16 protein-coding genes are annotated in these 25,925 nt (G+C 43.1%); 6 read left to right on the top strand and 10 right to left on the bottom strand.

All coding sequences use genetic code 11. The features are described from left to right. Positions 1 to 56 precede the first annotated feature (56 nt). Together GXP67_RS08970 and GXP67_RS08965 are read right to left on the bottom strand one after the other, a co-directional pair. Positions 57 to 656, bottom strand: coding sequence for a hypothetical protein (locus tag GXP67_RS08970; protein WP_162442831.1), 600 nt, complete (start codon positions 654 to 656; stop codon positions 57 to 59). 108 nt (positions 657 to 764) lie between these two features. Next, positions 765 to 1,604, bottom strand: coding sequence for a LytR/AlgR family response regulator transcription factor (locus GXP67_RS08965; protein WP_162442830.1), 840 nt, complete (start codon positions 1,602 to 1,604; stop codon positions 765 to 767). Between the two features lie 278 nt (positions 1,605 to 1,882). Between GXP67_RS08965 and GXP67_RS08960 the strand changes: the two genes are divergently transcribed. The 3 genes from GXP67_RS08960 (at position 1,883) to GXP67_RS08950 (ending at position 6,040) form a co-directional block, all read left to right on the top strand. Further along, positions 1,883 to 4,759, top strand: a complete 2,877-nt coding sequence (locus tag GXP67_RS08960; protein WP_394351970.1) for a PVC-type heme-binding CxxCH protein — start codon at positions 1,883 to 1,885, stop codon at positions 4,757 to 4,759. 48 nt (positions 4,760 to 4,807) lie between these two features. Beyond that, complete coding sequence (locus GXP67_RS08955) at positions 4,808 to 5,452, top strand: DUF6624 domain-containing protein (protein WP_162442828.1); 645 nt, start codon at positions 4,808 to 4,810, stop codon at positions 5,450 to 5,452. A 192-nt stretch (positions 5,453 to 5,644) separates the two neighbouring features. Then, positions 5,645 to 6,040 (top strand): putative quinol monooxygenase, encoded by a 396-nt coding sequence (locus tag GXP67_RS08950; protein ID WP_232065054.1) that lies wholly within the window; start codon positions 5,645 to 5,647, stop codon positions 6,038 to 6,040. Between the two features lie 196 nt (positions 6,041 to 6,236). Here the strand turns inward: GXP67_RS08950 and GXP67_RS08945 are convergent, their stop codons facing one another. Together GXP67_RS08945 and GXP67_RS08940 are read right to left on the bottom strand one after the other, a co-directional pair. Continuing rightward, positions 6,237 to 7,565 (bottom strand): vanadium-dependent haloperoxidase, encoded by a 1,329-nt coding sequence (locus GXP67_RS08945; protein WP_162442827.1) that lies wholly within the window; start codon positions 7,563 to 7,565, stop codon positions 6,237 to 6,239. Positions 7,566 to 7,581: 16 nt separating this feature from the next. Beyond that, complete coding sequence (locus GXP67_RS08940; protein WP_162442826.1) at positions 7,582 to 10,863, bottom strand: VCBS repeat-containing protein; 3,282 nt, start codon at positions 10,861 to 10,863, stop codon at positions 7,582 to 7,584. A 137-nt stretch (positions 10,864 to 11,000) separates the two neighbouring features. Between GXP67_RS08940 and GXP67_RS08935 the strand changes: the two genes are divergently transcribed. Then, a complete protein-coding gene (locus GXP67_RS08935; RefSeq protein ID WP_232065053.1) occupies positions 11,001 to 12,497 on the top strand; it encodes an outer membrane protein assembly factor BamB family protein in 1,497 nt (498 codons plus the stop codon). 239 nt (positions 12,498 to 12,736) lie between these two features. Continuing rightward, positions 12,737 to 13,654, top strand: a complete 918-nt coding sequence (locus GXP67_RS08930) for a hypothetical protein (RefSeq protein WP_162442825.1) — start codon at positions 12,737 to 12,739, stop codon at positions 13,652 to 13,654. A gap of 135 nt (positions 13,655 to 13,789) precedes the next feature. Here the strand turns inward: GXP67_RS08930 and GXP67_RS08925 are convergent, their stop codons facing one another. Both GXP67_RS08925 and GXP67_RS08920 read right to left on the bottom strand, forming a co-directional pair. Next, on the bottom strand, positions 13,790 to 15,400 hold the full coding sequence (locus tag GXP67_RS08925; RefSeq protein ID WP_162442824.1) for a SusD/RagB family nutrient-binding outer membrane lipoprotein: 1,611 nt from the start codon (positions 15,398 to 15,400) through the stop codon (positions 13,790 to 13,792). Between the two features lie 92 nt (positions 15,401 to 15,492). Beyond that, a complete protein-coding gene (locus tag GXP67_RS08920; protein ID WP_162442823.1) occupies positions 15,493 to 18,723 on the bottom strand; it encodes a SusC/RagA family TonB-linked outer membrane protein in 3,231 nt (1,076 codons plus the stop codon). Between the two features lie 938 nt (positions 18,724 to 19,661). Here GXP67_RS08920 and GXP67_RS08915 point away from each other — a divergent pair. Further along, positions 19,662 to 20,861: an amidohydrolase/deacetylase family metallohydrolase gene (locus tag GXP67_RS08915; RefSeq protein WP_317170124.1), complete on the top strand. Its 1,200-nt coding sequence runs from the start codon at positions 19,662 to 19,664 to the stop codon at positions 20,859 to 20,861. A gap of 80 nt (positions 20,862 to 20,941) precedes the next feature. Here GXP67_RS08915 and GXP67_RS08910 read toward each other — a convergent pair whose 3' ends face one another. The 4 genes from GXP67_RS08910 to GXP67_RS08895 form a co-directional block, all read right to left on the bottom strand. Beyond that, positions 20,942 to 21,253, bottom strand: coding sequence for an AtuA-related protein (locus GXP67_RS08910; RefSeq protein WP_162442822.1), 312 nt, complete (start codon positions 21,251 to 21,253; stop codon positions 20,942 to 20,944). Further along, on the bottom strand, positions 21,250 to 22,572 hold the full coding sequence (locus GXP67_RS08905) for an acyclic terpene utilization AtuA family protein (RefSeq protein WP_162442821.1): 1,323 nt from the start codon (positions 22,570 to 22,572) through the stop codon (positions 21,250 to 21,252). The genes GXP67_RS08910 and GXP67_RS08905 overlap by 4 nt, the downstream gene beginning before the upstream one ends. Positions 22,573 to 22,575: 3 nt before the next feature. Further along, positions 22,576 to 23,871, bottom strand: a complete 1,296-nt coding sequence (locus GXP67_RS08900; protein ID WP_162442820.1) for a CitMHS family transporter — start codon at positions 23,869 to 23,871, stop codon at positions 22,576 to 22,578. Between the two features lie 82 nt (positions 23,872 to 23,953). Further along, positions 23,954 to 25,570, bottom strand: coding sequence for a serine hydrolase domain-containing protein (locus GXP67_RS08895; protein ID WP_162442819.1), 1,617 nt, complete (start codon positions 25,568 to 25,570; stop codon positions 23,954 to 23,956). Positions 25,571 to 25,925 lie beyond the last annotated feature (355 nt).

The following is a 25,925-nucleotide window of genomic DNA, read 5'->3' as shown; positions in this document are numbered from 1 at the left end:
TGAGTTTATAATTTATCAGGTGGAAGAACTGCAATCTCTGCAAGGCAGGGCAAGGTTTAATAATTGGGATGAATTCTGGTGCCTACCTGCACCAGGGTTTGTGGAATCAGGGTAATACTTTTATTATAATCTGTGAGCAGTAAAAATTGATAACTGGCAAAGGGCGAAACATTTGTTTGGGAAGAAGAATCGTGATATCCTACGGATACGCCTACCGGGAATGCCAGCATACCTTTTCCAATACGCCCTACTGGTTCCCATTTTCCATTCACCGGCTTATAGGATTCTACCGGATGGAACGCCAGCATATAGCCAGCGCCTGCTTTGAGTTCGCTGTATACATACGATGCCATGGCAGGCCGCCAGGCCGTTTGGGTGTAAAAAAATATACCATTTCCTGCCGCCTTATTGCGGAACCATAACACTTGTAATTGTTGTACCCAGTTGGGTTTGCCATTTAAGCTTACCTCGGTTCCAAGTCCAATACCAATGTTGGCAAAGTTAGTTTTAATATCCTTGAAAGGGAGGGTTAGGGAGTGGAACTGTAACGTCACAATGATTGGAAAATTATGGTAACTTTTTCCAGAGTCTGTTTGGGCCAGCAGGCAAAATGTCAGGCAGCAGGCCATTACTAATCCAATTAATTTCTTTTTCATATGCGGAAGTTTTGTTAGGCAATATTATACATGGAAATACCCTTCTGCTTCGCCAATAGGTAGGTTTATTGGCGAAATGTAGCAATTTGGCAGGCGAACTGTAGGTGTTCAGGCTGGCTCGAACCAGGTTTTAAAGGCAGGTGCTTTGGTACGGCTTACCGGTACTTCGGCAGGAAAGCTTTCGCCCCCATTGAGCAGCACCAATATCTTTCCATTGTCGGAACGTTTGAAGCCAGAAATGATCTGGCGGTGGATAATAAACTGGCGGTTGAGCCGGAAGAAGAATGTAGTTGGTAAGGTTTTTTCGAGTTTATCGAGTGATTGCTCCAGGCAATATTTCTGTCCTTGTTTGTGGCTGGCCATTACATAGTTTTCGTCCACATAAAAGCCAGTCAGGTCATCAAAATTGAGCCATATGTTTTGCTTGCCCACTTTTACCGAAAACCCTTGCGCAATAATGCGGCTTTCTTCCTTACGTTGATCTTCCGACTTCTGTAGCTGCCGGTAATAATACAGCCCGATATAAATGCCATTAATCACCAGGAACCAGATGCTGATGATAAATAAATCGTTGGTATAAAAATTCAATAGCGCCGGCCTGCCTCTTACAATCCAGCTGACCAGTTCAGTAAGTATACTAATGATAGATAAACTGATGACACAGGTACTGGCTATCTGAATTAAGATCCGTTGAGCAGGATTATTTTCATACGGAAATTTCTTGTCTAAATACAGAATAACCGCCCTCGCCCCAAGCCAGGCCAGATAGCCTTGGACGGTATCAATCGTAAAAGTGAGCAACAGATACCAGTTGAAGGCAATTTTTGAATAAGTGAGATAATAATTAAATGCACTTATGCAAGGGATCAGCACCAGAAACAGTGGCACATCCGGGTGATACGGACTTTTCTCTGTGAGTTGCTTCAACCTGAATGTATAAATGGCCATAGTTACCAGCCGGGATATGAGCTAATTTCAATAAGCTAATTTACAGTGCTTTTGATCAAACATCAATGGCTGGTAAATATAATGCAGTGGGAAATCAGAAATAAGAGTGCAAGCAAGGAATCTCTTCTTTTAATCAAACTTTATACATTTTTTATTATATTTATCCGCACTTTCTGAGCGTATTCACTACAATGGACAAAAGAGAAAGTCTGCTTTTTACTAAATGTTTTCAATGCTGAATTGATCATTAATTTGAATTCCAACAAACCACTGATATGATGACCTTACCCCGTTTGTTCACCTTTTTTTTATTTACTGTTTTTCTGTATTCAACTGCCTATAGCTCAACTCCTGGTCCTGATGTTGCCAGATACGGAAAAGTTGCTGCCAACAGGGAATATACTCTGCAAGCGACTATGCTCGGATATTTCGGCCCGGATGGTAAACGAAATCCGGTATTGCAGGCCAACAAGGGCGATATGGTACGCATCCGGATTGTGAATGGTGAAAACATGACCCACGATATTGCCCTGGAAAATATGGGACTGAAAAGCAAAACCCTTGCCCAGAAAGGAGACACCACCAGCATTGTATTCAAAGCCGATCAGAGTGATACCTATTTCTGCTCCATTCCAGGACATAGGGCTGCCGGGATGGTAGGCAAATTTGAAATAGTAGAAGGAGCCATTATTACAGAAGTTGTGATCGCTGGATTTATCCCCAAAAAGAATAACAAAGCCTTAAATCTTGGTTTTGAAAATGGGACAACTAATGACTGGACAGCCACAGGAGATGCCTTTACGGAGGCTTTAATATCAACTGATCCTTCTCCGGTACATGAAAACGATCAGCGGATCAATATGTCGGGGAAGTATTTTATTACCAGCGGCGGTACAAAAAATTACAAAAGAACCGGTACACTCTCTTCCGTTCCTTTTACAGTTACGCATCCCTTTGCCGCTTTCAAAGTTTCCGGAGGGGCCCTGCAGGATACCAGGGTAGAACTGGTGAGAACAGATAATAATGAAGTTTTCTTCCAGATCACCGGTTCCGGACGGGCTACCTTGCAGCCGGTAGTAGTGGATTTATCTGACTTGCAAAACAAGGAAATTTTTATCCGGCTGGTTGATAATGAAACCGGTATTTCGCAGATTCCTTATATTGGAGATGATAAATTTGCGCACATCAATTTCGATGATTTTCAGTTTTATTCCACCCGCCCCAATTTCCCGAACGAGCTTAAGCAGACAGATATTATTATTCTTCCTCCCCTTGATCCCATTGTGCATTCCGGGCTTTCCGGAACAGAAGCCGCTAAGAGCATGACCACACAAAAAGGCTTTTCTGTAAAGCTGGCAGCTGCTGAACCGGATGTGATCCGTCCCATTAGTTTTACCATAGATGCCAAAGGAAGGCTTTGGGTGGTGGAGGCGCATACCTATCCCATCCGCGCTGCAGAAGGGAAAGGCAAAGACCGCATTCTGATCTTTGAAGATACCAATGGGGATGGCAGCTTAGACAAACGGATTGTTTTTACAGAAGGACTCAACCTGATCAGTGCCATCGAAGTAGGCATGGGAGGGGTGTGGTTGGGTTCGGCACCCCATCTGCTGTTTATTCCGATTGATAAATCCGGCGATAAACCGGCTGGTCCGCCGCAGATCCTGCTGGATGGATGGGGCTATGAAGACACCCATGAAATGCTTAATAATTTCCGCTGGGGGCCAGATGGCTGGTTGTATGGAACGCATGGGGTATTTACCCATTCCAATGTAGGAAAACCAGGAGCCCCGGATGCTGAGCGTACCAAACTCAATGCCGGTGTATGGCGCTATCATCCCACCACTAAAAAGTTTGAATTGTTTGCCGAAGGAACCAGCAATCCATGGGGTATCGACTTTAATGACTATGGCCATCCCTTTATCACCGTGTGTGTGATTCCGCATATGTTCCATGTGATTCAGGGAGCCAGGTACCATCGTCAGGCAGGCAAGCATTTTAATCCCTATACCTATGATGATATCAAACAATCGGGTGATCATGTACACTGGATCGGCGACAGAGGACCACATGCCGGTAATTTCCGGTCTAACTCAAAAGGCGGTGGCCACGCCCATGCCGGTGCCATGATCTATCTGGGCAGCGAAAACTGGCCTAAGGAGTACCGCAATCATATTTTTATGAACAATATCCACGGAAGCCGGGTGAATGTAGATCTGCCCAACCGCAAAGGTTCCGGCTATCTGGTTAGCCATGGGGAGGATTTCCTATTGACTAACGATACCTGGTCGCAGTGGCTCAACTTCCGTTATGATGGCAGTGGTTCTGTATTTGCCATCGACTGGTACGATAAAAACCAGTGTCATAGTCCTAATCCGGATGTGCACCAGAAAACCATGGGCCGCATTTTTAAGATCAGCCATGAAACGGATAAATGGGTGCAAGTGGATCTGACCAAAGCCTCTGATATGGAACTGGTCAACTATCAATTGTATCCCAACGAATGGTACGTACGGAATTCCAGACTTATTTTGCAGGAACGGGGTGGCAATAAGAAAGTCCACAAAGCCTTAAAGAAGATATTGAACGAAAATCCGGATGTGACCAGACAACTCCGGGCACTGTGGACACTGCATGTGACGAAAGGATTGACTGAGAAAGATCTGCTACCATTATTAGCTCACCAAAATGAATATATGCGCAGCTGGGCGATTCAACTTTTATCTGAAGACAACAATGCTTCGGATGCAGCCCTTACCCGTTTTGCAGAATTAGCCAAAACTGATAACTCAGCCCTGGTACGTTTATATCTGAGTTCTGCCATCCAGCGGACGGCACCGGAAAAAAGATGGCCTACCCTGGAAGCACTTCTTGAGCGTGCCGAAGACAAAGACGATCATAACCTGCCTTTGATGCTCTGGTATGCCTTCGAACCCACAGTGCCTATAGATATAAACCGGGCAGTTGAACTGGCTATGAAGGCAAAAGTGCCGCAGGTATTGCCCTTTACCATTCAGCGGGTAGCGGCTCTCAACAATGCGGAATCTGTTAAAACCCTGCAAAGCCTGCAACAACGCTTGGAAAAAATGGAGCACTCCGACCAGAATCATGAAGTGCAAGCACTGATTAAGAAGGTATTGGAGCCGAAACAGTAGTTTGCTATAAAGTTATTTCTATACCAGGTGATATTCTATAAAAAATACATGCAACCATTTTCAATTCTATCTCTGGTTTTGCTCTTAGTATTTACAAAAGGTATTACTCAGGCAAGAAGTTGGCAATATAGACCTCAGATTTCAATCCCTTATGATTCGTTGAGGCAAGTATTAGAAGGCATTTATGACACAGATCAGGGGATAAGAGAAAAAATGAGTTCGGCTCAGGGAGACGAGTTAGGGAAGATTATTTTTCAAATGCAAAAGATAGATTCAGCAAATCAGGTTGCCATAAAATCTATTCTATACAAATATGGCTGGCTTCCACAAAATAAAGTGGGGGAAAAGGCCGCTGATGCTATCTTCTATGTGGTTCAACATGCAGATATGGAGTTGATCAGGCAATATTTTCCTGCATTGAAAAAGCTTGCCAGGCAAAAGGAAGCCAGAACGACACATGCTGCCATGATGGAAGACCGATTACTGATGTATGAGGGGAAGAAACAAATTTATGGCACCCAAGCCACCAGTCGCTTAAGAACGGATGGAAGAGGGGCTATCTGGCCAGTTCAGAATCCATCAAAAGTGAATCAACTCCGTAAAGAAGCCGGATTTGATTTAACTGTAGAAGAAAATGCCAAACGGTTAGATGCTATCTATGACCCAAATGAAAAATTACCTGAGGTAAAATAAAAAATAGTAACGAATACCCACATTGCTTCAATTGCTAAGCATAGTTTTTAATTATGCTAAATTATGTGCACCTAGTTTGCTTTCTCTAGAATTACTATGGTATGTCGCAGGGAGTAGTCTGGAGGCAGCGCTGAAACAAGATCTATTTCTATACCATCTACTATAAATCCGAAAACAGAAGAATCTAATATTATGAGGTATATTCTGATTTTTTTAATAATGCTGTTGCCAAGTATCAGTGTATTTGCTCAGAAATCTGATATGATGATTCGTATTGCAGAAATAGAGATTCACTCGACTTACCTGGAAGAGTATACTAAAATTCTCCAGGAGGAAGCTGAAGCATCCTTGCGGTTAGAACCTGGTGTTATTTCCATATTCCCCATGTATCAGCAGGAAAACCCGAACCAGATCAGAATTCTGGAAATATATGCGAACAAAGAAGCGTATAAGTCTCATTTAAAAACCCCGCATTTTCAGAAATATAAAACTACCACGCTTAATATGGTAAAATCATTAAAGCTTATAGATATGAAGGCATTAGATACAGATACTATGCGTAATATATTTTCTAAGTTGAAAAAATAAAAACCAGGAGGTTAACAGATCTATTGCTGCTGGGAGCATGGTTACACCTAGCTTGTTTGTAAACCTTAGCTTGGTACTCACTACAACTATTTTAGAGAGTATGCGGAAATAATAGTGTTTGAGCTATATACACATTTAGCAGCAAGCACTTTGCGTAATTCATACTTAGTACTCACTACTTGATATTTTTATAAGACTACTGCTTCAATTTTAATTTCTGCACTACATATTGCCCGATTTGTTCGCCCTGGGTAAAACCATTGTCAATGGCATCCCGGAAGTGAATACCGCCATATAAACGGGAAACGGCAGCTTCTTTAGCCGCTTGTTTAAAAGATGTAAATGAACGGGCAGGTACACCAAACTCTATTTCCGTTACATCGGTATAGGCAAAATTGTCCCCGGCCAAAGCCGTCAGCATGGTAGAAACGGCAGCAGAAACTACACTATGGCCGCTTGTGTATTCAGGAAAGGGAGGGGTTTGCAATAATGGCCGCCAATTAGGATCGATCTGTGCATTAATATAAGTTTCCGGGCGGATGCGGTTGCTGTTGAATTTTTCGTTCCAGCATGAAATAAACGCTTCCGACATAGTAATACCAACCAACGCATGCCAGCGAATGGTTTCTTCCAGAGACAATTGTTTTTGTATACAGGCAATGCCGGTAATACCCATCCAATGTCCGCCCGGAGAGATTTTCTTGGTGCCAAAGCTAATGTGGCCTTTCTGATTCAGGAAAAAAGGATTACAATCCCAGAAATTAGCGATGTGGGTTTGTTCGGTGGTGAGTTTGCGGGTTACTTCCACTACTTCTTTGGCGAGTGTATAGAATCTGGAGTTCTTTTGCTGGCTGTAAGAAACTGCAGGCTGAGGGCGGAATTGTGCAGCGTTATCGGTTACAAAAGTACGTAAACTTCCCCAGTGTGGCTCATAGGCTTCCATATACCCAGGTGGCGTTGGCTGCCAGGAACCAGATTCTTTCAGAGGAGTATAGCGCATGTAGCCGCTTGTTTTTACATATCCATCTTTGGCTGCATATTTTACCATTGCTTTCACCACGTTTTCAGCATAGGCCTGCGAAGCTTCGATTACCGGCTGGCCAAGTGCTGCCGTAGCTTCTGTAACTAGTTGGTTCCTGGCATCTGCCAAGGAATAGCCGGAAGGCAATAGTTCTTCTCCCATCCTAAGCAGTGTATATACACTGGCAAAGTTTGCATCAATCGTTCCTGTAGGCTTTATAACAGAAAAGTCGGGATAGTCTTTTAATAAACCGGCAAACGAAATATACGAAGCAGGCTGGCTATGCTGGTACATGACCTGGTAGGCTGCCACATTCGCATAGGCATAATACCTGGCGGCCGCACAAGGGCCGGTTACATCACCTACCATTACATCTGTCAGCTTTTTCAGCGTCTGTACATAGGCCTGGGCATTTGCCTGGTAGGAGGGAAGGTTAGACGCAGTTTTTCCAATTACCTGAGCTGTTAAGCATATTAAAAATAGAAGAGAAAAAAAATACTTCATTGTGTAGTCTGGAAAATTAACGATTTAATATATATCCCTTGACAGAATCATTATTGCGGCCAAATAACAGGAGCGTTTGATTGCCTTTTTGCACAATACTGATGTCCCGCACATCGCCTTTTACCTGCAATCCGCTTTTCCATTGGGGAATATACTTAAACTGACACTTGCCTTCATTGCGGAATACCATGCCATAATTCGCATCCATTCTGGCCAATTTAATTCTGGTATAGGACTGGTTGCCACCCAAAACCAGGTCTTTCAAACCATCCTTATCAATATCTAAAAAAGCAATGGCATATACAGGAGAAAACTGGGCTTCAGCGGGAAGTTCGTGAGATGCGAAACTGCCATCTCCTTTATTCTCCAGTACAACAGAACTAAAAGTAGTGGCTTGTAAAGTGGTCGCTGCTTGCAGTTGTTCCGGGGTAAACATATCGGGCAGGCTGGCATCAGCATAGGAAGCATACGTAGTAAATTTCCTGCGCAAAGCGAACACCTGATTTAATGCTTCGTCCCGGTTCACCAGTGGATAGGATTTTCCGTCAATGTAATAACAGACAAAGGGATCAATGGCCTCATTTTCATCAAAGTCGTTGTATACGACCGTTACTGGTTCCTTTTCTGTAGGTTTCATCTGGCAGTTCCATCCGGTATTTCCAGCTACAATATCCATGTCTCCATCATTGTCCAGATCAGCTATAGCCAGGCGGTTCCACCAACCGGAGGTGTGATTGAGTGATTGAGTGGCTGAGTGATTTTTCTGGAGTTTGCCTTGCTGGTTCACTAAAACAGTAACAGGCATCCATTCTCCGGCAATCACAAGATCCTCCCATCCGTCTTTATTGGCATCCATCGCAACGGCACTGGACACTAAACCTATTTTTTCAAAGAATGGCGCATGTGTAGCAGTACCATCAGTAAATATACCTTTGCCATTGTTGAGCAAAATGCGGCTGCTGGCTGGTTCCGGATAACGCCCGGGAATTACTCTGCCACCGACAAATAGATCCAGGTCACCATCTTTATCAATATCCAGGGTTACAGCGCAGGCATCGCTGCTTCGTTCGATAGGAAGATTCTGATCGGCACGGGTAAATTTGCCTTTGCCATTGTTGAGATATAGTCTATCCTGCAAGAGTACATCTTTCTCTAAAAAAGCATAACCGCCACTCACCACATACAGATCCATGTCTCCATCTTTATCGGCATCAAAAAACAGCGCTCCGGTATCTTCATATAACTGGTCTTTCTGAAAATCGGCTTGTGGAGAAAGTTGCCAGGAACCATTTTTTTGTCCGAGCAGCAACGTACCTGGCTGTCCTTTAGCACCCCCAGCATAGATATCGGCAAAGCCATCGTTATTTACATCTGCCTGGGCTAAATGCGGACCCTGGTAGGAAAGCATAGTAGGCATCAGCGACTGGCGTTTAAAATCATTGAAATCGTCTTCTTTGTGCTGGAAAGGAAGTGTATCGGAGTTTAGCGCAGTAAATAGCGGTAGACTGGTTTTTTCTGGACTAGTCGTTTTATCTGCTTTTTGCGGATCAACCACCAGTTTCTGTCTGGCAGGTATATTACACAGTAATTCAAATTTGCCATTAGGCCATTCAATTTTAAGGGTATCTACAGATGTGGCTTTCCCCAGACCAAAATGCAGCGGCGTATTCATGCTCGACTGAAAACCACGGGAGGGGTAATATTCCTGATACTGTTTAGTTTCTCTGGTATAGACCCATACCTTAGCTCCATATGCTCCGGCCGACATACTATTTCCTAATTGTACTTGCAGATAATTATTACCGGCAGTTGCCTGATCGTTGCGATAAATGGCAGCTTCCGCATTTACATTATTGGTAATAATTTCCAGGTCACCGTCATTATCCAGATCGGCATATACGGCTCCATTGGAAAGAAACTGCTGATCAAATCCCCATTGTGTCCCTTTGTTTTCAAATTGCAGGCGGCCATTGTTGCGGAAAATATAGTTTTTTGTCTGGGTAGAAGGCATTTCTCTGACAATATCCATTATTGTGGTGGGACTGCCCTGAGCGGCTTTCAATTGCTTGTCCGCATAAAACTTCATAAAGTCCATGTTGGTATAATCCCGCAGATAGCCATTGGTGATAAACAAATCTTTCCAGCCATCATTATCAAAGTCGGCTATGAGAGGTGCCCAGCTCCAGTCGGTATTAGAAATGCCTGCCAGTTGCCCTATTTCGCTGAAAGTGCCATCGCCATTATTGAGTTGCAGCATATTGCGCATAATCTGGTGATGGAATCTGTTCTTGAGCATATTCTGGTACACCTCATAGTTTTCTGGCCCGTACAGCAATTTCTGCCGGTGGTGATCTTCCGGCAACATATCCAGGGTAAAAATATCAGGGAAGCCGTCGTTATTGATATCTGCCATTTCGTTTCCCATAGAGAAATAGCTCACATGGCCAATCGATTCCTCCAGTTTATCCGTGAAGGTGCCGTTGCCATTATTTATGTAGAGATAGTCTTGCTCAATATAGTCGTTGGAAATATAAATATCGGGCCAGGTATCATGATTTACATCACCAATCGCAATACCTAACCCAAAACCGATCGGATTGCCTTTTATACCAGCCTTTGCACTTACGTCCGTAAACTTGCCATCGTCGTTACGCAGCAGCCTGTCGCCGGCAAATTCGTCACGCATGGCTTTTACTGCGGCGGCATCAAAACGTTTAAAATCCTTAATATTATGGTTCATCAGGTAACAATCCAGGTCGCCGTCTTTGTCATAATCGAAAAAGGAAGCCTGGGTGCTGTGGGTGGGTAGGTCTAATTTATAACGGGCGGCTTGATCAGTAAACTTCAGCTTTTTGTTGTTAATATATAATTTATTGTGGCGTTCATCGGGATCTCCATTTCCTGAGTAGCAGACATAGATATCGAGCCAGCCATCGTTATTTATATCTACCATGGCAACGCCAGTTTTCCAGCCAGTTCCAAAGCTGATGCCAGCGTCCTGGGTTATATCTTTAAATTGCAGATTGCCCAGGTTCAGGTACAGGCGGTCGGGTACCATGTTGCCGGTAAAGTAAAGATCTGCCAGGCCATCGTTGTTGATATCTCCTACGGCTACGCCACCGCCATTATAAAAATACTCATATTCCAGTACATTTTGTTTTTCTGTTTCTACCAGCCTGTTTACAAACCTGACACCCGTTTCTTGAGAGGTTAGTAAAGTGAACTGAGCGAGGGAAATATGTCCCAGAAAGAGACAAACAAGGCAGCCCAGCCAATAAATCTGTTTAGGAGAGTACATAATCAAATATACCTGTATTACTTCCAAAATGCAAAACTTCAAAGATAGCAAGGAATGTTTAATAAATTTTAAAACAACAGTTTATGTATTGAGGCTGGTATTTGCTATTATTGAAATAATCAATAGGTTGAGAGTCTATGTTCAGGTATAGAGTTATGTTGTTTCCGGCTTGTATTATGGTTTTGCTAGGCTGTCTGCAATGTACCGGTAAAAAAAGCCAGCTGGTATGGGATAAAAACTTTTTCATCATTGGCTCCCAATCCTCACCGAGGGCAGCAGATTTGAATGACGATGGGGTGTTGGATATGGTGATAGGTGCCGGAAAAAATGAGTTCCAGGAAAGTGAGCAGGGTATTATTGCCCTGAATGGAAAAACAGGCGATATATTATGGCAACAAACTGCGTCCGATCAGGTATATGGAACGGCCACATTTTACGATATTTCAGGCGATGGTGTACAGGATGTTTTTATTGGTGGACGTTCTCCGCATTTGAAAGCCCTGGATGGAAAAACCGGAAAAGTGTTATGGGAATACAAATATCAGTTTGAGAATGATTCTATATTACAGTATGCCCGCTATAATTTTTACAACCTGGCACTGGTACCCGATCAGAATAAAGATGGATTTCCTGAACTGCTCACCCTGAATGGAGGTAATGCCAAAGCCGAGCCTAATTCTGAAGAAAACCGTTTTCCCGGCGTACTGATGGTGCTCGACTCAAAAACCGGACTGGTGCTTGCCGCTGATACCATGCCCGATGGGAAGGAATCGTATATGTCTCCTATGTGTTTTGCCCAGCCTGGCAGCCAGGAGTATCATATTATTTTTGGTACTGGGGGAGAAACTATCTCCGGAAGCTTGTATATGGCCAGACTTTCCGACCTGATGCAAAGAAAATTGTCAGCCGCTACCATACTCGCCACTGAAAAAGGGCATGGATTTGTTGCCCCGCCTGTACTGGCCGATATTTCAGGCGATGGCTTTTACGATATTGTGGCTATTTCGCATGGCAGTACGGCGTTTGCCATTAATGGCCGGAATCATAAACTATTGTGGCAACGGAATATTCCTGGTACTGAATCGAGTAATAGTTTTGCGGTGGGTTATTTCACGAACGACAAAGTGCCTGATTTTTTTACTTTCGTGAGCAAAGGCGTTTGGCCGGCAAATACCGGCACCTTACAGATTTTACTGGATGGCAAAGATGGACACATTGCTTATCAGAATAACCTGGGTTGTTCCGGATTTTCTTCGCCCGTGGTATACGACCTGAATAACGACGGACGGGACGAGGCCATCATCAGTATTAATGAATACGATTGTAACCGGAATTTAATTGATAAATCTTCGTTTACGGTAGAAAATAAGCTGCTGGCAATTGATTTTAACAAACAATCCGTAAGTCCCATCGACCAGACGAAAGGATTTAAAAATATATTCTCTACCCCCTGGCTGGGCGATATAGATGGCGATGGCTACCTGGATATTGTACATTGCCAGTATTTTAGCCATTCCGATTTGCTCTCTTTTCTGGGTATGCGGATGAAACGGATTGATACGCCAGTGAAAATGAGGAAGGAGCCGCTATGGGGGCCTATATGGGTTCCAGAGGGGATGGCATATTTCCGGTAGCAGATCAGATCGTACAGAAATAATTATGGTATCTACTGTATTTCTGGTCAACTCATTTTCCTACATGAGAGAAGTATATGTTTTTCCTGCAATTCGATTTTTTTGCAAGCAATAACCATGTATATTCGCCTGACTTCCCAAAACCGATACATTGGCATCCCTGCCACTTTTAAAAATAGTAACCTCTTAAGAACGTATATTCTGATTTTATTCACTTTACAAAAAACTAACAGTTAAGTATGTACAAACTTTTTACCCTGACAGGCATACTGTGTATGTCCTTGAACATGTACGGCCAGATTAATCCCGCAGATTCAACCGCCCAGATCATAGGCTACTGGCAAAACAAAGAAAAACAATCCTACGATTTTACCCATGAAAAATACAAAGTGATCAATACAGATACTTCAGCCAGGGAAATGATCAGATACCAGGTGGATATTACTATTACCGATTCTACAGAAAAAGGCTATACGGTTGAATGGGCATATAAAAACTATAAAATCCAGTCAGATAACCAGCTTGTAAAAAAGATTGGCGCTCTTGCCCAGGACATCACGGTTATTCTTAAAACAAACGAAATGGGCACCATACAGGAGGTAGTTAACTGGAAAGAAGTTCGGGAGTATATGCAAAAAACAGGGAAACTCCTGGAAAAAGAATTAAAAGGCTTTCCGAATGGGCAGCAGATTATTACCCAGGTAATGAATATGTACATGAGCAAAGAGTCGATAGAGGCCAATGCCATAAAAGATGCCCAGCAATTCTATACATTTCATGGTGCCAAATATACCCTTGGCGAAAAGCTAACCGGAAAAATGCAACTGATGAATAATTTTGGCGGAAAACCCTTCGATACTGAATTAACTGTAAGCCTGGATGAAATTGACCAGGAAAATGATATTGCTTTAATCAGAATGTATCAGCAAGTAGATTCGCAGCAACTTACCGATGCTACGTATGCGTATTTGAAGACGGTAGCTCCTGCAGGGAAACCAATGCCTGCCAAAGATAAATTTCCCTTATTAACCAATGAAACCTGGACAACTTCGCAAATTCATGCAGGAAGCGGCTGGATTATTTACAGCCTGGAAACTAAAGAAACCAAGGCTGAGGGAGTGATTAATGTAGAAGAAAGAACCATTGAACTTAAGTAATACGTATTGGTTGTTGGTTAAAACGATATCTATTTTTAGATACTTAATCAGGGTTTATTTTAGTTTAGATGACCAGGATAAACAAAAAATCCTTGAATTACTTCAAGGATTTTTTGTTTATAGTGAAAAAACTACTTATTCCGTTCCGCCATCCCACCATACTTTAGTGGTATACAGGTCAGGTTGGGTAGCACCTGCAGAAAAATTCGGATTACTTGCTGCCTCAGTAGCAGGGTACTTAAGCCGTACAGGTATGGTGCCTCCAGTTATATTACCAGGATAATTGGTAGGCGTTAATACAGGATAGCCGGTTCTTCTCCAGTCAGACCAGGCTTCCCACCAGTTAAAGAATTTGCTTACCCACAATTGATCATATACCATTTCTAAAGCCGGTTTAGCTACACCATATGGATAGGTGGTCAGATAGTTAGCAACCTGAGCATCAGATACAGTAAGAGAAGCATCAAAAGGCGTATACATTTGCATGGCAGATTTTACGCCAGCACTGTAATGATCTGCGGCAGTGCCTGAAATTCCGGTACCTATACCTCTTTCCAGGGCTTCAGCCATCAGGAACTCTACTTCCGCATGATTCATGATTATATAAGGATCGTCATCCTGCAACATTAAGGTATTAATTCTCGAAAAAGTTGCCGCCTGGTCTACAGCTTTTCCTTCTAGTCCATCAAGCATTCCCTGATCAAATCCATTAGGTAAACCTCGCTGAGCTACCGGATCCGTATTTGTAGGAGTCCAGGTAGTAGCCGTCCAGATACCAATTCCCCCACTAAGAACCATTAATCTGGGATCATCATCGGCGGCTGTAGCAGGATCTGTGCCTTTCAGGAAATCTACCAGAGTTTTACTCAGATATGAAGGCTGGCCTCCATCCCCGGGATTGAATGCACGGGAAATACCATTTTGATTGATCCATTCACTTGGCCCTACTCCCATCTTAACCCATACGTTATCTTCATTGCTGGTAAATACCCCACCGGCAGCCGCTTTGGTTACATATTGGGTAGCCATAGCCTGGTCTACATTGGAAACCCGCATAGCCAGCCGGAGCATCAAAGAATATCCCCATTTTTTCCATTTGGCAATATCTCCGCCATAAATAAAATCAGCTTTTTTAAAACCTTCATCCGGATTAGAGGCACTTAACGCTGCGGAAGCTTCATCCAGTTCTTTCAACAGGTCGGCGTAAACAGCAGATTGCTTATCATATTTCGGAAAGAAAATTCCTTCCATTCCTTTATTGGCTTCAGTATAAGGAATAGCCCCATAGAAATCTGTTATTCTGTGAAAACTGAAAGCTCGTATAATACGGGCGGCATTTCTCATATTCACATACTTACCTTCCGCATATCCACCAGTGCTGGTCTGCTTCAAAATCTCTGCAATATTTTTTAACTGGTCATTGTAGGTGAATTCGAAGGGTGCAGCCGCAGTTTCAAAGTTTTCCTGATACTTATCACCTGGTGCTATCCCGCCACCTGCAACAGCCAGTTGCTGTATAGCATAGGAGGCCATACCTATGTTAGTACGCCAGTCAATATAGCGGTTATCTCCGGCTGATCCATTAGAGGCAATCCCTAATTCAGCTGCGGAGAAAAGGTAATTCAGATCAATTTGATTAACTGCCTGCGGATTAATATTTAATTTATGCAGATCATCTGTATCGCATCCGGCTATCGGGATCACCAGCACCAGTGCACACAAAACAAGTTTATTTATATATCTCATCAGTATATGATTTTTTAATGACTTCATGAAGCCTACATTGTATCTTGCGGTACTATTTATAGGCTGCATTGGGTTCATTATTGTTTAATTAATTAAAATCCTACTCCTAAGTTAAATCCAAAGCTACGGGTACGAGGCATAGCAAAATAATCCAGACCCTGTCCGTTGCCGCTTGAATAACTTGACTCCGGATCGATATTGTCTGTATTTTTCCAGAGTATAGCCAGGTTACGTGCTACGAAAGATAAGCGCAGATTTGAGAAAGGTGTTTTATTTAGCATACTATTGGGGAAAGTATACCCAAAAGTAAGCTGTCGCAGTTTTGCAAATGAAGCATCATAGGTAAAAAGATCTTGCCTTCTTTCTCCGGTTTGAGCCCAGTAATTTCTTGCTTCTTGTGGCGTAAGTGTTTTGCTAAACGGCTCATAAATCGGATTTCTGTTAGCGTCAGTACCAGTCTGGATAACACCATTTACAGTGATAGGCTCATACCCTTCACGTCCTTGAAGTGTCTGTTTATGAAGTCCGAATTGAGTTAAGCGTACGTTGGTACCAGAATAGATCTCCCCTCCTAATTTAAAGTCTACCAGGAAATCGAGGTGGAAATTCTTAAAGGTAAATGAGTTATTGATACCACCAGTCCAATCTGGTAAACCATTTCCTAGTACCTGCATTTTATCAGCCGGTACTCCGATGGGTGCGCCGTTTGCTTCGAATACTGGCTGGCCATCCGGAGATAATTGTTGTACGATACCAGTGATCACACCAAAAGGCTGGCCTACAATGTGTTTTACAAACACAGTTCTGGTTCTGGGTTCTTCTACAATTAACTCCTTGTTTCCTTCAATTAATTTAACTACTTTATTCACGTTTTTGGCGAAGTTCAGCGATACATCCCAGGAAAAAGCACCTTTTACTGGAGTAGCATTTATTAATATTTCAACACCTTTATTTGTCAGCTCACCCACGTTCACTAAAGTAGAACCAAAACCGGAAGCCCTGGAAATAGTGGCATTCAGAATGTCATCTGTAGTCTTTTGACTATAGTACGTAACCTCAAGGCCTATTCTGTCTTCCAGGAACCGTAGATCTGCACCAAACTCAACTTCAGTGGAGGTATAAGGAATTAAATTTCGGTTAGGAATAGTTCCGTTATTACCCCCTGCGGTTGAAAAAGAGCCCATAGGTACGCCCAGGTGGGTAGCTCCTAAAAGGGAATAGGTATTCTGGGTTTGATAAGGAGCAACTGAATTAGCTGCACCTACCTGCGCCCAGCTAGCTCTTACCTTACCAAAACTCAACCAGGCGGGCATTGTATTAAAGGCTTCGGTAAACACAAAGCTACCACCGATAGAAGGATAAGTAATGTCGTTAATATCCGGATTTAATACAGAGAACCAGTCTTTTCTGGCGGTTGCAGTTATGTATACAAACCCGCCATACCCAATTTCAGCAGAACCAAATATTGAGTTGATGCCAGATTCTGTATAACCAAAATCAAAAGTACGGGTTACCGAATTGTTGATGGCCTCAAAGAAAGGTACGTTAAATGCATTTCCGTTCAGGTTAAGCCGCTCTGTTTTTCTGCGCATCCGGTTAGCACCAACAAAACCATTCACAGAAAATTTACCAAAGGTTTTGTTAAATCCCAGGGAAGTTTCCAGGTTAATTTCCCGTACCCGGTCTTCTCCTTCATTCATAGCACCTCCCCGTGTGTGTCCTGTGCCTTGTGGAGTAATCTGCTGGTCTCTTCTGGTGAACCAGTCCATACCAGCCCTTCCGGAAACATACAGAAAGTCGGTAATATTATATCTTACTTGTGCTGAAGGGATAATCCGGTCTCTCTCATCATCTACTGAATATTGATAAGCTGCCCAGTAAGGATTCTGGTTCCAGTTATTATTAATCTGCTGATATTCTTCACCGGGAATTTTACCATATACATCCAATAGCGCTTGTTCTGTTCCGGCAGGAATAGCGCCTAGCTTATTTGGGTCACCTTTGTAATCCAGTACATTATGATCTCCTGGCATCCGGTAGATCGACTGAAAAGCATTATTGGGTGAGTCGGACAGGGAGGGGCGGTTATCTGCTTTTTCGTGTGAGTATAATACCTTTGCACTAAAGGTAAGCTTTTTGCCAAATTTTCCATTGGTAGCCAGAGACACGTTAAACCTGTCAAACCCAGAATTCGGTACTACTGCTTTGCTTCGTAAATCGGAAACGGCAAAGCGGAAAGTTTGATTTTCACCACCTCCGGTTAAAGCTAATGTATTGGTCCAGGTGGTGCCGGTTTCGTAAAATCTATTCCAGTTGTTGCCGGTATGAGAATAAGGCCTTGTCACCCCGTCAAAACCCATCACAGGGCTTCCATCAAATCTGGGACCCCAGGAGTCACCTCCCCAGTCATAGGCTTGCCGGACGGTAGTAGGCTTTACTGCAATAAACGGCGAAGTATTATCATTGGGAATAGAACGCTGGTAAGAGCCGCTGCCAAATTCTTCCTGTAAATCAGTCTGGTTATTTATGCGTTCAAATACATAGTTAGAATTAAATTCAACGCCAATTCCCTTTCTGGCAGTGCCTTTTTTAGTAGTGATGTTGATAACTCCGTTCGCAGCTCTGGCTCCGTATAAGGCTGCTGCACTTGCACCTTTTAATACAGTAATAGACTCGATATCATCCGGGTTGATACTGGCCATCCCATCGCCTTTATCGGAACCGCCCCAAACACCGGCTTGTCCAAAATTAGAGTTATCCATCGGAATACCATCTATTACATAGAGTGGTTGGTTTTGCCCTTGTAGCGATTTATTTCCCCTGATTACGACACGAGACGAACCAGCAGGGCCAGAAGCTACTCCACTTACATTCACCCCGGCTACTCTTCCTGCCAGGGCATTGGCCAGGTTATTTTCACGCGCCTGGGTAAGGTTAGCACCTGCTACTTCGGTGATGGTATACCCTAACGCTTTTGTTTCTCTTTCCACACCCAGGGCAGTAACCACGACTTCGCTCAATTGGCGGGCTTCTGCTTCCAGGGTTACATTCACTACCGACTGGTTGCCTACTGGTACTTCTGTATTGGCAAACCCTAAATAGCTGAATACCAGTATTTCGCCACTGGAAGCACTAATAGAATAATCTCCGTTTACACCAGTAGCTGTACCTCTGGTAGTGCCTTTAACGATTACGTTTACACCGGGTAATGCTTGCTGAGTATTGTCGACTACCTTTCCTGTAATCGTTTGCTGTGCCAAAGCAAGGTGGCTGCAGCAGAGAAAGAGTATGAATATGGTAAAATTATATATACATTTTTTCATAGTTGTTTTTTTACTATTTGGTAATTTGTTACATCTCACGTATTAAATTTTTCCAATTTAGGTTAATGAGCATTTAATGTTTTTCACTGAGCTAATCGGCTGTTCATTAAAATAAAATTATTTGATAAAATACCTCCTTTCCTTTTAAATCCATATTTATCTTAAAGGCTTTGCTGTTACTTTTTAATTTGTCACTGAAAAATATAAAAGCTGGTATTTTATTAGAATTTATTAGAATATTCCTATTTTAAGTTCAAAAATATAGGTTTCTTAATGAAAATCAGTTAACTGATGATGCAGGGGCAAACCAATGTGGTTTCTAAAAAGAGACTGAAATTCTATAGATGTGTGCGTTGAATTTTATTCAAATAGTTAAAAGGGTTTAAGTGGATAAACAAAACAGATTAACGGTAACATAACAAATGCACAATTTATGGGTAATATTCAAAATTCCAAGATTAATTCTATTTTTTCTGCGATAAAGTATTAGTTAGATTATCGTTAACAGGAAATTGTAGTGGCAGTATTGTGCTTGCCCATTTACAAATGAGTATTCACAGAATGGTATGTTCGGATTTTTAATAACATAATCCTGTTTTCTGCCTCTGATCAATAGTATAAGAAAGTACCTCTGCCGGAAAAACTGGAAAGACTAAAATGATATATTAGATGGGTTGGTCTTGACAAACCAATGAATTATGTCAATCTTAGGGTTTGTATGTGAAAGACCAAACAAGAAAAGCCCAAAATTGGCTTCGTGTGCATAAATGGCTGCTGAGAGAAGCGCTTATAAAGAGTGTTATATGGCTGGATTTTATCCTTAGTTTAAATTTTATCAAATATCTTATGCAAAGATCGGTACTGCTTGCTTTTTTTATACTTTTTTTTCATGGCCTGCTCAGGCACAAACCTATACCCTTGTTATTAAAGACGGGCATGTGATTGATCCTAAAAATAATATCAATGGCCTGATGGACGTAGCCATTAGTGATGGGAAAATAGTGCAGGTAGCCAAAAATATAGATGCCAGACAGGCAGTTCAGGTGGTGAATGCGAAAGGAATGTATGTAACTCCGGGCTTGATTGATATTCATGGACACGTTTTTTTTGGCACCGAATCTAATCATTATCTGAGTAATGGATTGTCGGCTGTTTCGCCGGATGGCTTTACATTCCGGGTAGGCGTAACCACCATTGTAGATTGCGGAGGAGCCGGATGGAAAAATTTTGCCACATTTAAGAATAATATCATCGACCATTCTCAAACCAGGGTACTTTCCTTTTTAAACGTTGTGGGCGAAGGGATGATAGGAGGGGTGTACGAGCAGGATACCGATGACATGAATGCAAAAATGGCGGCAATGGTGGCTAAGCAGAATAAAGAGTATGTGGTTGGTTTTAAAGTGGCTCACTTTGAAGGCCCCGAATGGACACCGGTAGACCGTGCCGTAGAAGCTGGCAAACTTGCTGATATGCCGGTCATCATTGATTTTGGCAGTAGCAATCCTCCCTTGTCTATTGAAGAGTTATTCATGAAGCGCCTCCGTCCTGGAGATATATACACCCATGCTTTTGCCCAGTTTGAAAGCAATGCCCGGGAACCGATTGTAGATGAGGCAAGCAAAAAAGTAAAACCCTTTGTGTGGGAAGCGCAGAAACGGGGAATTATTTTCGATGTGGGATATGGAGGAACCAGTTTCAATTTTAGCCAGGCCATACCAGCCGTAAAAAGCGGCTTTTATCCCAATACAATCAGTACCGACCTGCATACCGGCAGCATGAATGGCTCTATGAAAGACATGCTCACTATTATGTCTAAGTTTCTGGTGATGGGAATGGACGAAGCCAGTGTAATTAAAGCCAGTACCTGGAATCCGGCACAAGTCATCAAACGGGAAGAACTAGGTCATCTGTCAGTAGGAACGGTGGCAGATGTAACAATTTTGAATATACGGGAGGGAACTTTTGGATTTTTTGACAAGACCGGCTATAAAATAGAAGGTAAAAAGAAGTTCGAGTGTGAAATGACCATCCGGTCAGGTAAAGTAGTATACGACCTGAATGGAATTGCTGATCCGGTTGTCGTAAAAACAGCTCCACAAAAAGCCGCCAGTACACAAAAAAGCAGTAGCCGGTAAATTAATAACTATGTAGAGATCTAATAGGTTGAGAGAAAATCTGTCCAGATTTTCGGTGTAGAAACATCATATTATCGCTGTTATCTTTCGATTTCCATTTCTAACAGGGCAAAACTCAAACTTTTTCCGTGGGTGTCCATAGTTAACGAAGTGGTAACACCTCCCATCAGGGCTTGTGTACAAACAAAATGCAGCGCAGGTAGATTCGGTAGTTCATATCTGGTCACTTCTCCGGCTACTATATCCTGTAAGTGTCTTTTCACAGCCTCAGTTGTAACTTTTTGTTGCAGCAGTGGATAATCTTCCGCCTGATATGGGATAAGCGACAAGGTGAGTGTATTGCCTTTATCGCCTGCCCGGCTGTGGGCAATCTCGTACAATTTCGTTTTCATGTGTGCAGTAAGGTAACAGTGGGATGAACTTTCTCACGGGCAATCAGGGTAGAAACTATTCCCACTACTTCATTAATATATTTTCTGGCACCTCCACCACCGGCTGGGCCGTTTGTATACAACGCTTCTACTTCCTCACCGATGAGTGCAGCCTGTGCTGCTGTACTTGCCTTTCCGGCCACCCGTAAACGAACTTCATAGGGTGCCAAATGTTCGCCAAATGTTTTCCGGTGAACGGAAGTGCTCCCGATATAATCTATCCGTAAGTCAGGAAATGAATCTTTGAGCCTTTGTTTAATCACTTCACCGGCTAACTGTGCCCGGCCTAGGGCATTGGAACCGGCATAAGAAATTTCGCCTTCTCCCACAAAACCTGCTGCATAGCCTACACTTACTTTTAAGGTAGATGGTTGCTGTTTGCCACTTCCACCCCATGCTTTGATCTGGTTAACACCTGCTCCCTGGATATATACGCCTGTAAAATCAGCTACAACATCTGGCGTGATATACTGGCCAGGGTCCATTACTTCATATAATAATTGTTCTTTGGCAGTAGCGGTCGTAAGTAAACCACCAGTTCCTGCTACTTTGCTAAAAATTGCTGTTCCATCCGGGGAAACTTCTGCAATCGGATGACCTAACTGAGCAAAATCCGGAACATCTTTTTTACTGGGATCAGCAAAATAGCCACCGGTTAACTGTCCGGCACATTCAAGTAAATGCCCAATTACCGTTCCTTGCCCAAGCTTTTCATAATCCTGTTGAGACCATCCAAACTCATGTACCAAAGGAGCGACAAATAAAGATGGATCGGCCACCCGGCCAGTAATAATTATATCTGCATCTGTAGACAAGGCTGGCACCAAGGCATCAATTCCCAAATAGGCATTCGCTGAAATTAACGAGCCAGATGCTTTGAGTGGTTTGCCTGTTTCCAAAGCGGTTTCTTCTCCGGTCAGTTGCGAAAATACATCATCGCCGGTAATCGCAGCCACACGTACAGAAATACCCAAACGACTGGCAATCTGGCAAATAACCTGGGCAGCTACTATCGGATTGGCCGCTCCCATATTCGTGATTAACCTAACATTATTTCGTTTAAGAATGAGTAATAAGGATTCTATCCTGCGTTCCAGCAAAGGATCATAACCCTTACTTATATCTTGTAATTTCCGTTTTTGCGCCAGGGCAATCGTCCGTTCTGCCAGACATTCCAGCACCAGATAATCCAGATCTCCCTTTTCGGCAAGAATAATGGCAGGTTCTAATCTATCGCCCGAAAAACCTGCGCCGCACCCGATTCTGAGTTTATCTTTCATAGGTCAAAAACGAATAACGCCCAGCAAAAGCGAGAAAAATAGCATCACCATGGTAACAACAAAAGCGTAAGGAATGGTTTTGCGCTGATGTTCTCCCAAATCTACGCCGGTAAGCCCGATCAGCAGAAAGGTAGAGCCAGTGAGAGGACTTACCGGAAAACCAGTGGTCATTTGACCAATAATAGCTGCCCGGCCTACTTCTATACTTTCACCTCCAAAATGAGCAGCCGTAGTGCCTAACAATGGCAAGACCCCAAAATAAAAAGAATCCGGGTCGAACAGCAGACTGGCCGGCATCGAAAGTAAACCTGTAACCAAGGCAAGGTGATTCCCTACAACTTCAGGGATGACTTTTACAGCAGAAGTGGCCATGGCATCAATCATCCCAGAACCTTTCAGGATGCCCGTGAAACAACCAGCAGCGAATAATATACTTGCCATCAACAAGGCTGCTTTCGCATGTGCATCTATCCGTTCCCGCTGGTCGTTCAGATTCGGATAATTTACACTGATAGCAATAGCAAAGGCGATCATGAAAATAATATGCGGCGGAGCCACAGCAGAGATCAGTACGGCAATTGATAATATAATCACCCCTATATTAAACCACAATAATTTAGGACGCACTAAAGTATTAAGTTTTGATGCTGCCTTAATTGAGGTTTCTGAACTATTCCCTTCCGGCACCTTTACATATTTTCTTTCTTTTACCCCTAAAAAATAAGAAATACCCAGAACCGTAAGCAGACCAACAAAAACTGGTACCAGTAAAGGGTTGAACAGTTGTGTAACCTGAACCTCCAAAGCTGTTGCCGCCCGGATGGTAGGTCCGCCCCAGGGCAAAATATTCATCGTTCCTGCCGACAGTGCCACAATAGTAGCCAGCGTCGTTCGTCTCATGCTGAGCGCATCATACAAAGGAAGCAACGCAGGTATGGTTACCAGGAAGGTAACAGCGCCAGATCCATCCAGGTGTACAATCATAGCGAGGATGGCCGTAACTACTGTAATTCTGGTAGGATCATTGCCTGCTATTTTTAAGAGCCTGGAAATAATGGGATTGAAGGTGCCGGCATCCATCAATACCCCAAAAAACAAGATAGCAAAGATGAACATAACGGCTGTAGTGGAGATCGTTTTTATGCCGTCTGTAATAAACGTCAGAATCTCCGCTGTAAAGCCTCCCATGAGTGCTGTTGCGATAGGAACGACAATTAAAGCCACTACAGGTGACATAAATTTCCCCATCACCAGAATTAACAGCAGAACAATGGTCAAAAGACCCAGAAAAGCAAGCATATCAACTTAGATTATGGGAATATATCTTCTACAAAAAATGATCAGTGCTATGTATGAATTCTATAATTGAATGGGAAAACCTTTAACCTTTCATTGCTTCCATCTGTCCTTCCAGTATGAGTCTGGGTTCTTTTTTATTTCTGGCTTTAGAATCTACACTATTGATAAACTCCATCCGCAACGTATCGTTGCTGAAATGGCAAGTAACTACATCTGAATGAGGTGTTTCGTAAAAGTTCCAGGTCATCATGAACGTATCGGCATCTATCCAGGAACCTACGGCAGCCACTTTCACTTTGCTCGTATCCATTTTATTTTTTAAGGGCACCAGTTTTGGCGGATCGCCAGGCATCATAGTTTCTGCCTTTATCCACTGATTCAAGCCACATACAATCGTATGTTCTCCCTGTGCATCTTTTAATTTGAACGTGCAGTTATTCTTTTGAAAGGTGAATGAAACCGCATCCGTATGAAGCGTATTTTCTTTCATCTTGTATCTTTTTCCGGAAATAGCCGCAATGAGTGGGGAAGTGGTATTCGTGCTTGCCGGGAGTAAAGTAAGAGAGGCCAGTTTTTGTTTGAGAATATCATATGCCTTGCTATCCTGCGGAAGCGCTGTATTCTTCATGTTGGGCAATAGAATCTCCCAAACCTTGTCCATAACAGCCTGCATGTCATGTGTCTCACTGGTGATGGCAATTACCGCGTCCTGCTCTTGCATTACAATGCAGTACTGGCCCATAGCTCCGTCACCCCGGTAAGCATTGTGCCGGCACCGCCAGAACTGGTATCCATATCCCTGGTTCCAGTCGTGCTCGGTGGTTTTTCCGGTAGGTGGCGCATTATCTACCTGGAAAGAAGTAGCCTCCTCAATCCATGTTGCCGGTAATAGTTGTTTGCCATTCCAGATGCCTTTTTGCAGATATAACTGGCCAAATTTGGCAATATCTTCTGTGGCAAGGCGAAGCCCAAACCCTCCGGTATCGATTCCATCCGGGTCTTTCTCCCAGTCAGCACCCTGTATGCCTAGCGGTTTAAATAATCGGGGTATCAGGTAGTCTAATAAATGCGTGTTGGTCACTTTCTGCAGGATGGCCGACAGCATATAAGTGGCGCCAGTGTTATATAAAAAGTGGGTACCCGGTTTGCGTTCTACTGGCAGCGAAAGAAAACGTTTTACCCAGCAACACTGCGTTTCGCCCAGCAAAGGACCCAATGTATCTTTCTCATGGCCAGTAGACATGGTGAGCAAATCTTTAATGCGCATGGCAGCCAGGTTTTCACTCACGGTTTCTGGTTTTTCTTCCGGAAAAAATGAGACTACTTTGTCTTCTACTGTTAACTTTCCTTCTGCTACGGCAAAGCCAATGGCTGTGGAGGTAAAGCTTTTGCTCAGAGAAAATAGCGTATGTTTAAGATCGGCTCGGTAAGGGTCCCACCAGCCTTCGGCAATCACTTTGCCATGCCGCACAATCATCAGGCTATGTAATCCCAGATTGGCTTTTTCTACCGCTTCAATAAATGATAGAATTTGCGCAGAAGAAAGTCCTTGTAACTCTGGTATACTCCGGGCAAGTCCACTGGTTTTTTTCAGGTCATGGGCGTAAGCGCCCGGAAACCAGGTAACCAGACTGAGTCCGGCTATTCCTATGCCTGTTTGTTTTAAAAAATCTCTCCGGTTTAAGGTTGTGGTTTTCATAGGTAGTGTAGAAGTCTAAACAAATTGAATATACATAGAAATGAGGTTGCTTATATGGAATTGTGTAGATATTAAATTTTAATGTGAATTCGAAGATTCAGCAAGTTATATTTGTGAATTAAATTTGGCGACATCATCTCTTACGCCGTCTTACTTTTATTTTGCTTGCCCAAAATAAAAGTAACAAAAGATTCTCGAGCATGTGAATGCGAAGAGAACCAACTCAGTTGTGGCCGCACCAACAAAGCCTGTTTTACACCAGATAAAATCATCGCTCAAACCTCCGGCCATCGCACAGGCCAAAACCGGCCACACTGTTGCTGCACCATCAGCCGCACTCTTTCTTTGCCTATAG

This window comes from Rhodocytophaga rosea, assembly GCF_010119975.1.
GTDB classification, from domain to species: Bacteria; Bacteroidota; Bacteroidia; order Cytophagales; family 172606-1; genus Rhodocytophaga; species Rhodocytophaga rosea.
This window is presented reverse-complemented; position numbering and strand designations above follow the sequence as displayed.

Bases quoted from the DNA above. Each gene is read 5' to 3' on its own strand.
- GXP67_RS08970 (WP_162442831.1), bottom strand. From the start codon at position 656: ATGAAAAAGAAATTAATTGGATTAGTAATGGCCTGCTGCCTGACATTT.
- GXP67_RS08965 (WP_162442830.1), bottom strand. From the start codon at position 1,604: ATGGCCATTTATACATTCAGGTTGAAGCAACTCACAGAGAAAAGTCCG.
- GXP67_RS08960 (WP_394351970.1), top strand. From the start codon at position 1,883: ATGACCTTACCCCGTTTGTTCACCTTTTTTTTATTTACTGTTTTTCTG.
- GXP67_RS08955 (WP_162442828.1), top strand. From the start codon at position 4,808: ATGCAACCATTTTCAATTCTATCTCTGGTTTTGCTCTTAGTATTTACA.
- GXP67_RS08950 (WP_232065054.1), top strand. From the start codon at position 5,645: ATGAGGTATATTCTGATTTTTTTAATAATGCTGTTGCCAAGTATCAGT.
- GXP67_RS08945 (WP_162442827.1), bottom strand. From the start codon at position 7,565: ATGAAGTATTTTTTTTCTCTTCTATTTTTAATATGCTTAACAGCTCAG.
- GXP67_RS08940 (WP_162442826.1), bottom strand. From the start codon at position 10,863: ATGTACTCTCCTAAACAGATTTATTGGCTGGGCTGCCTTGTTTGTCTC.
- GXP67_RS08935 (WP_232065053.1), top strand. From the start codon at position 11,001: ATGTTCAGGTATAGAGTTATGTTGTTTCCGGCTTGTATTATGGTTTTG.
- GXP67_RS08930 (WP_162442825.1), top strand. From the start codon at position 12,737: ATGTACAAACTTTTTACCCTGACAGGCATACTGTGTATGTCCTTGAAC.
- GXP67_RS08925 (WP_162442824.1), bottom strand. From the start codon at position 15,400: ATGAGATATATAAATAAACTTGTTTTGTGTGCACTGGTGCTGGTGATC.
- GXP67_RS08920 (WP_162442823.1), bottom strand. From the start codon at position 18,723: ATGAAAAAATGTATATATAATTTTACCATATTCATACTCTTTCTCTGC.
- GXP67_RS08910 (WP_162442822.1), bottom strand. From the start codon at position 21,253: ATGAAAACGAAATTGTACGAGATTGCCCACAGCCGGGCAGGCGATAAA.
- GXP67_RS08905 (WP_162442821.1), bottom strand. From the start codon at position 22,572: ATGAAAGATAAACTCAGAATCGGGTGCGGCGCAGGTTTTTCGGGCGAT.
- GXP67_RS08900 (WP_162442820.1), bottom strand. From the start codon at position 23,871: ATGCTTGCTTTTCTGGGTCTTTTGACCATTGTTCTGCTGTTAATTCTG.
- GXP67_RS08895 (WP_162442819.1), bottom strand. From the start codon at position 25,570: ATGAAAACCACAACCTTAAACCGGAGAGATTTTTTAAAACAAACAGGC.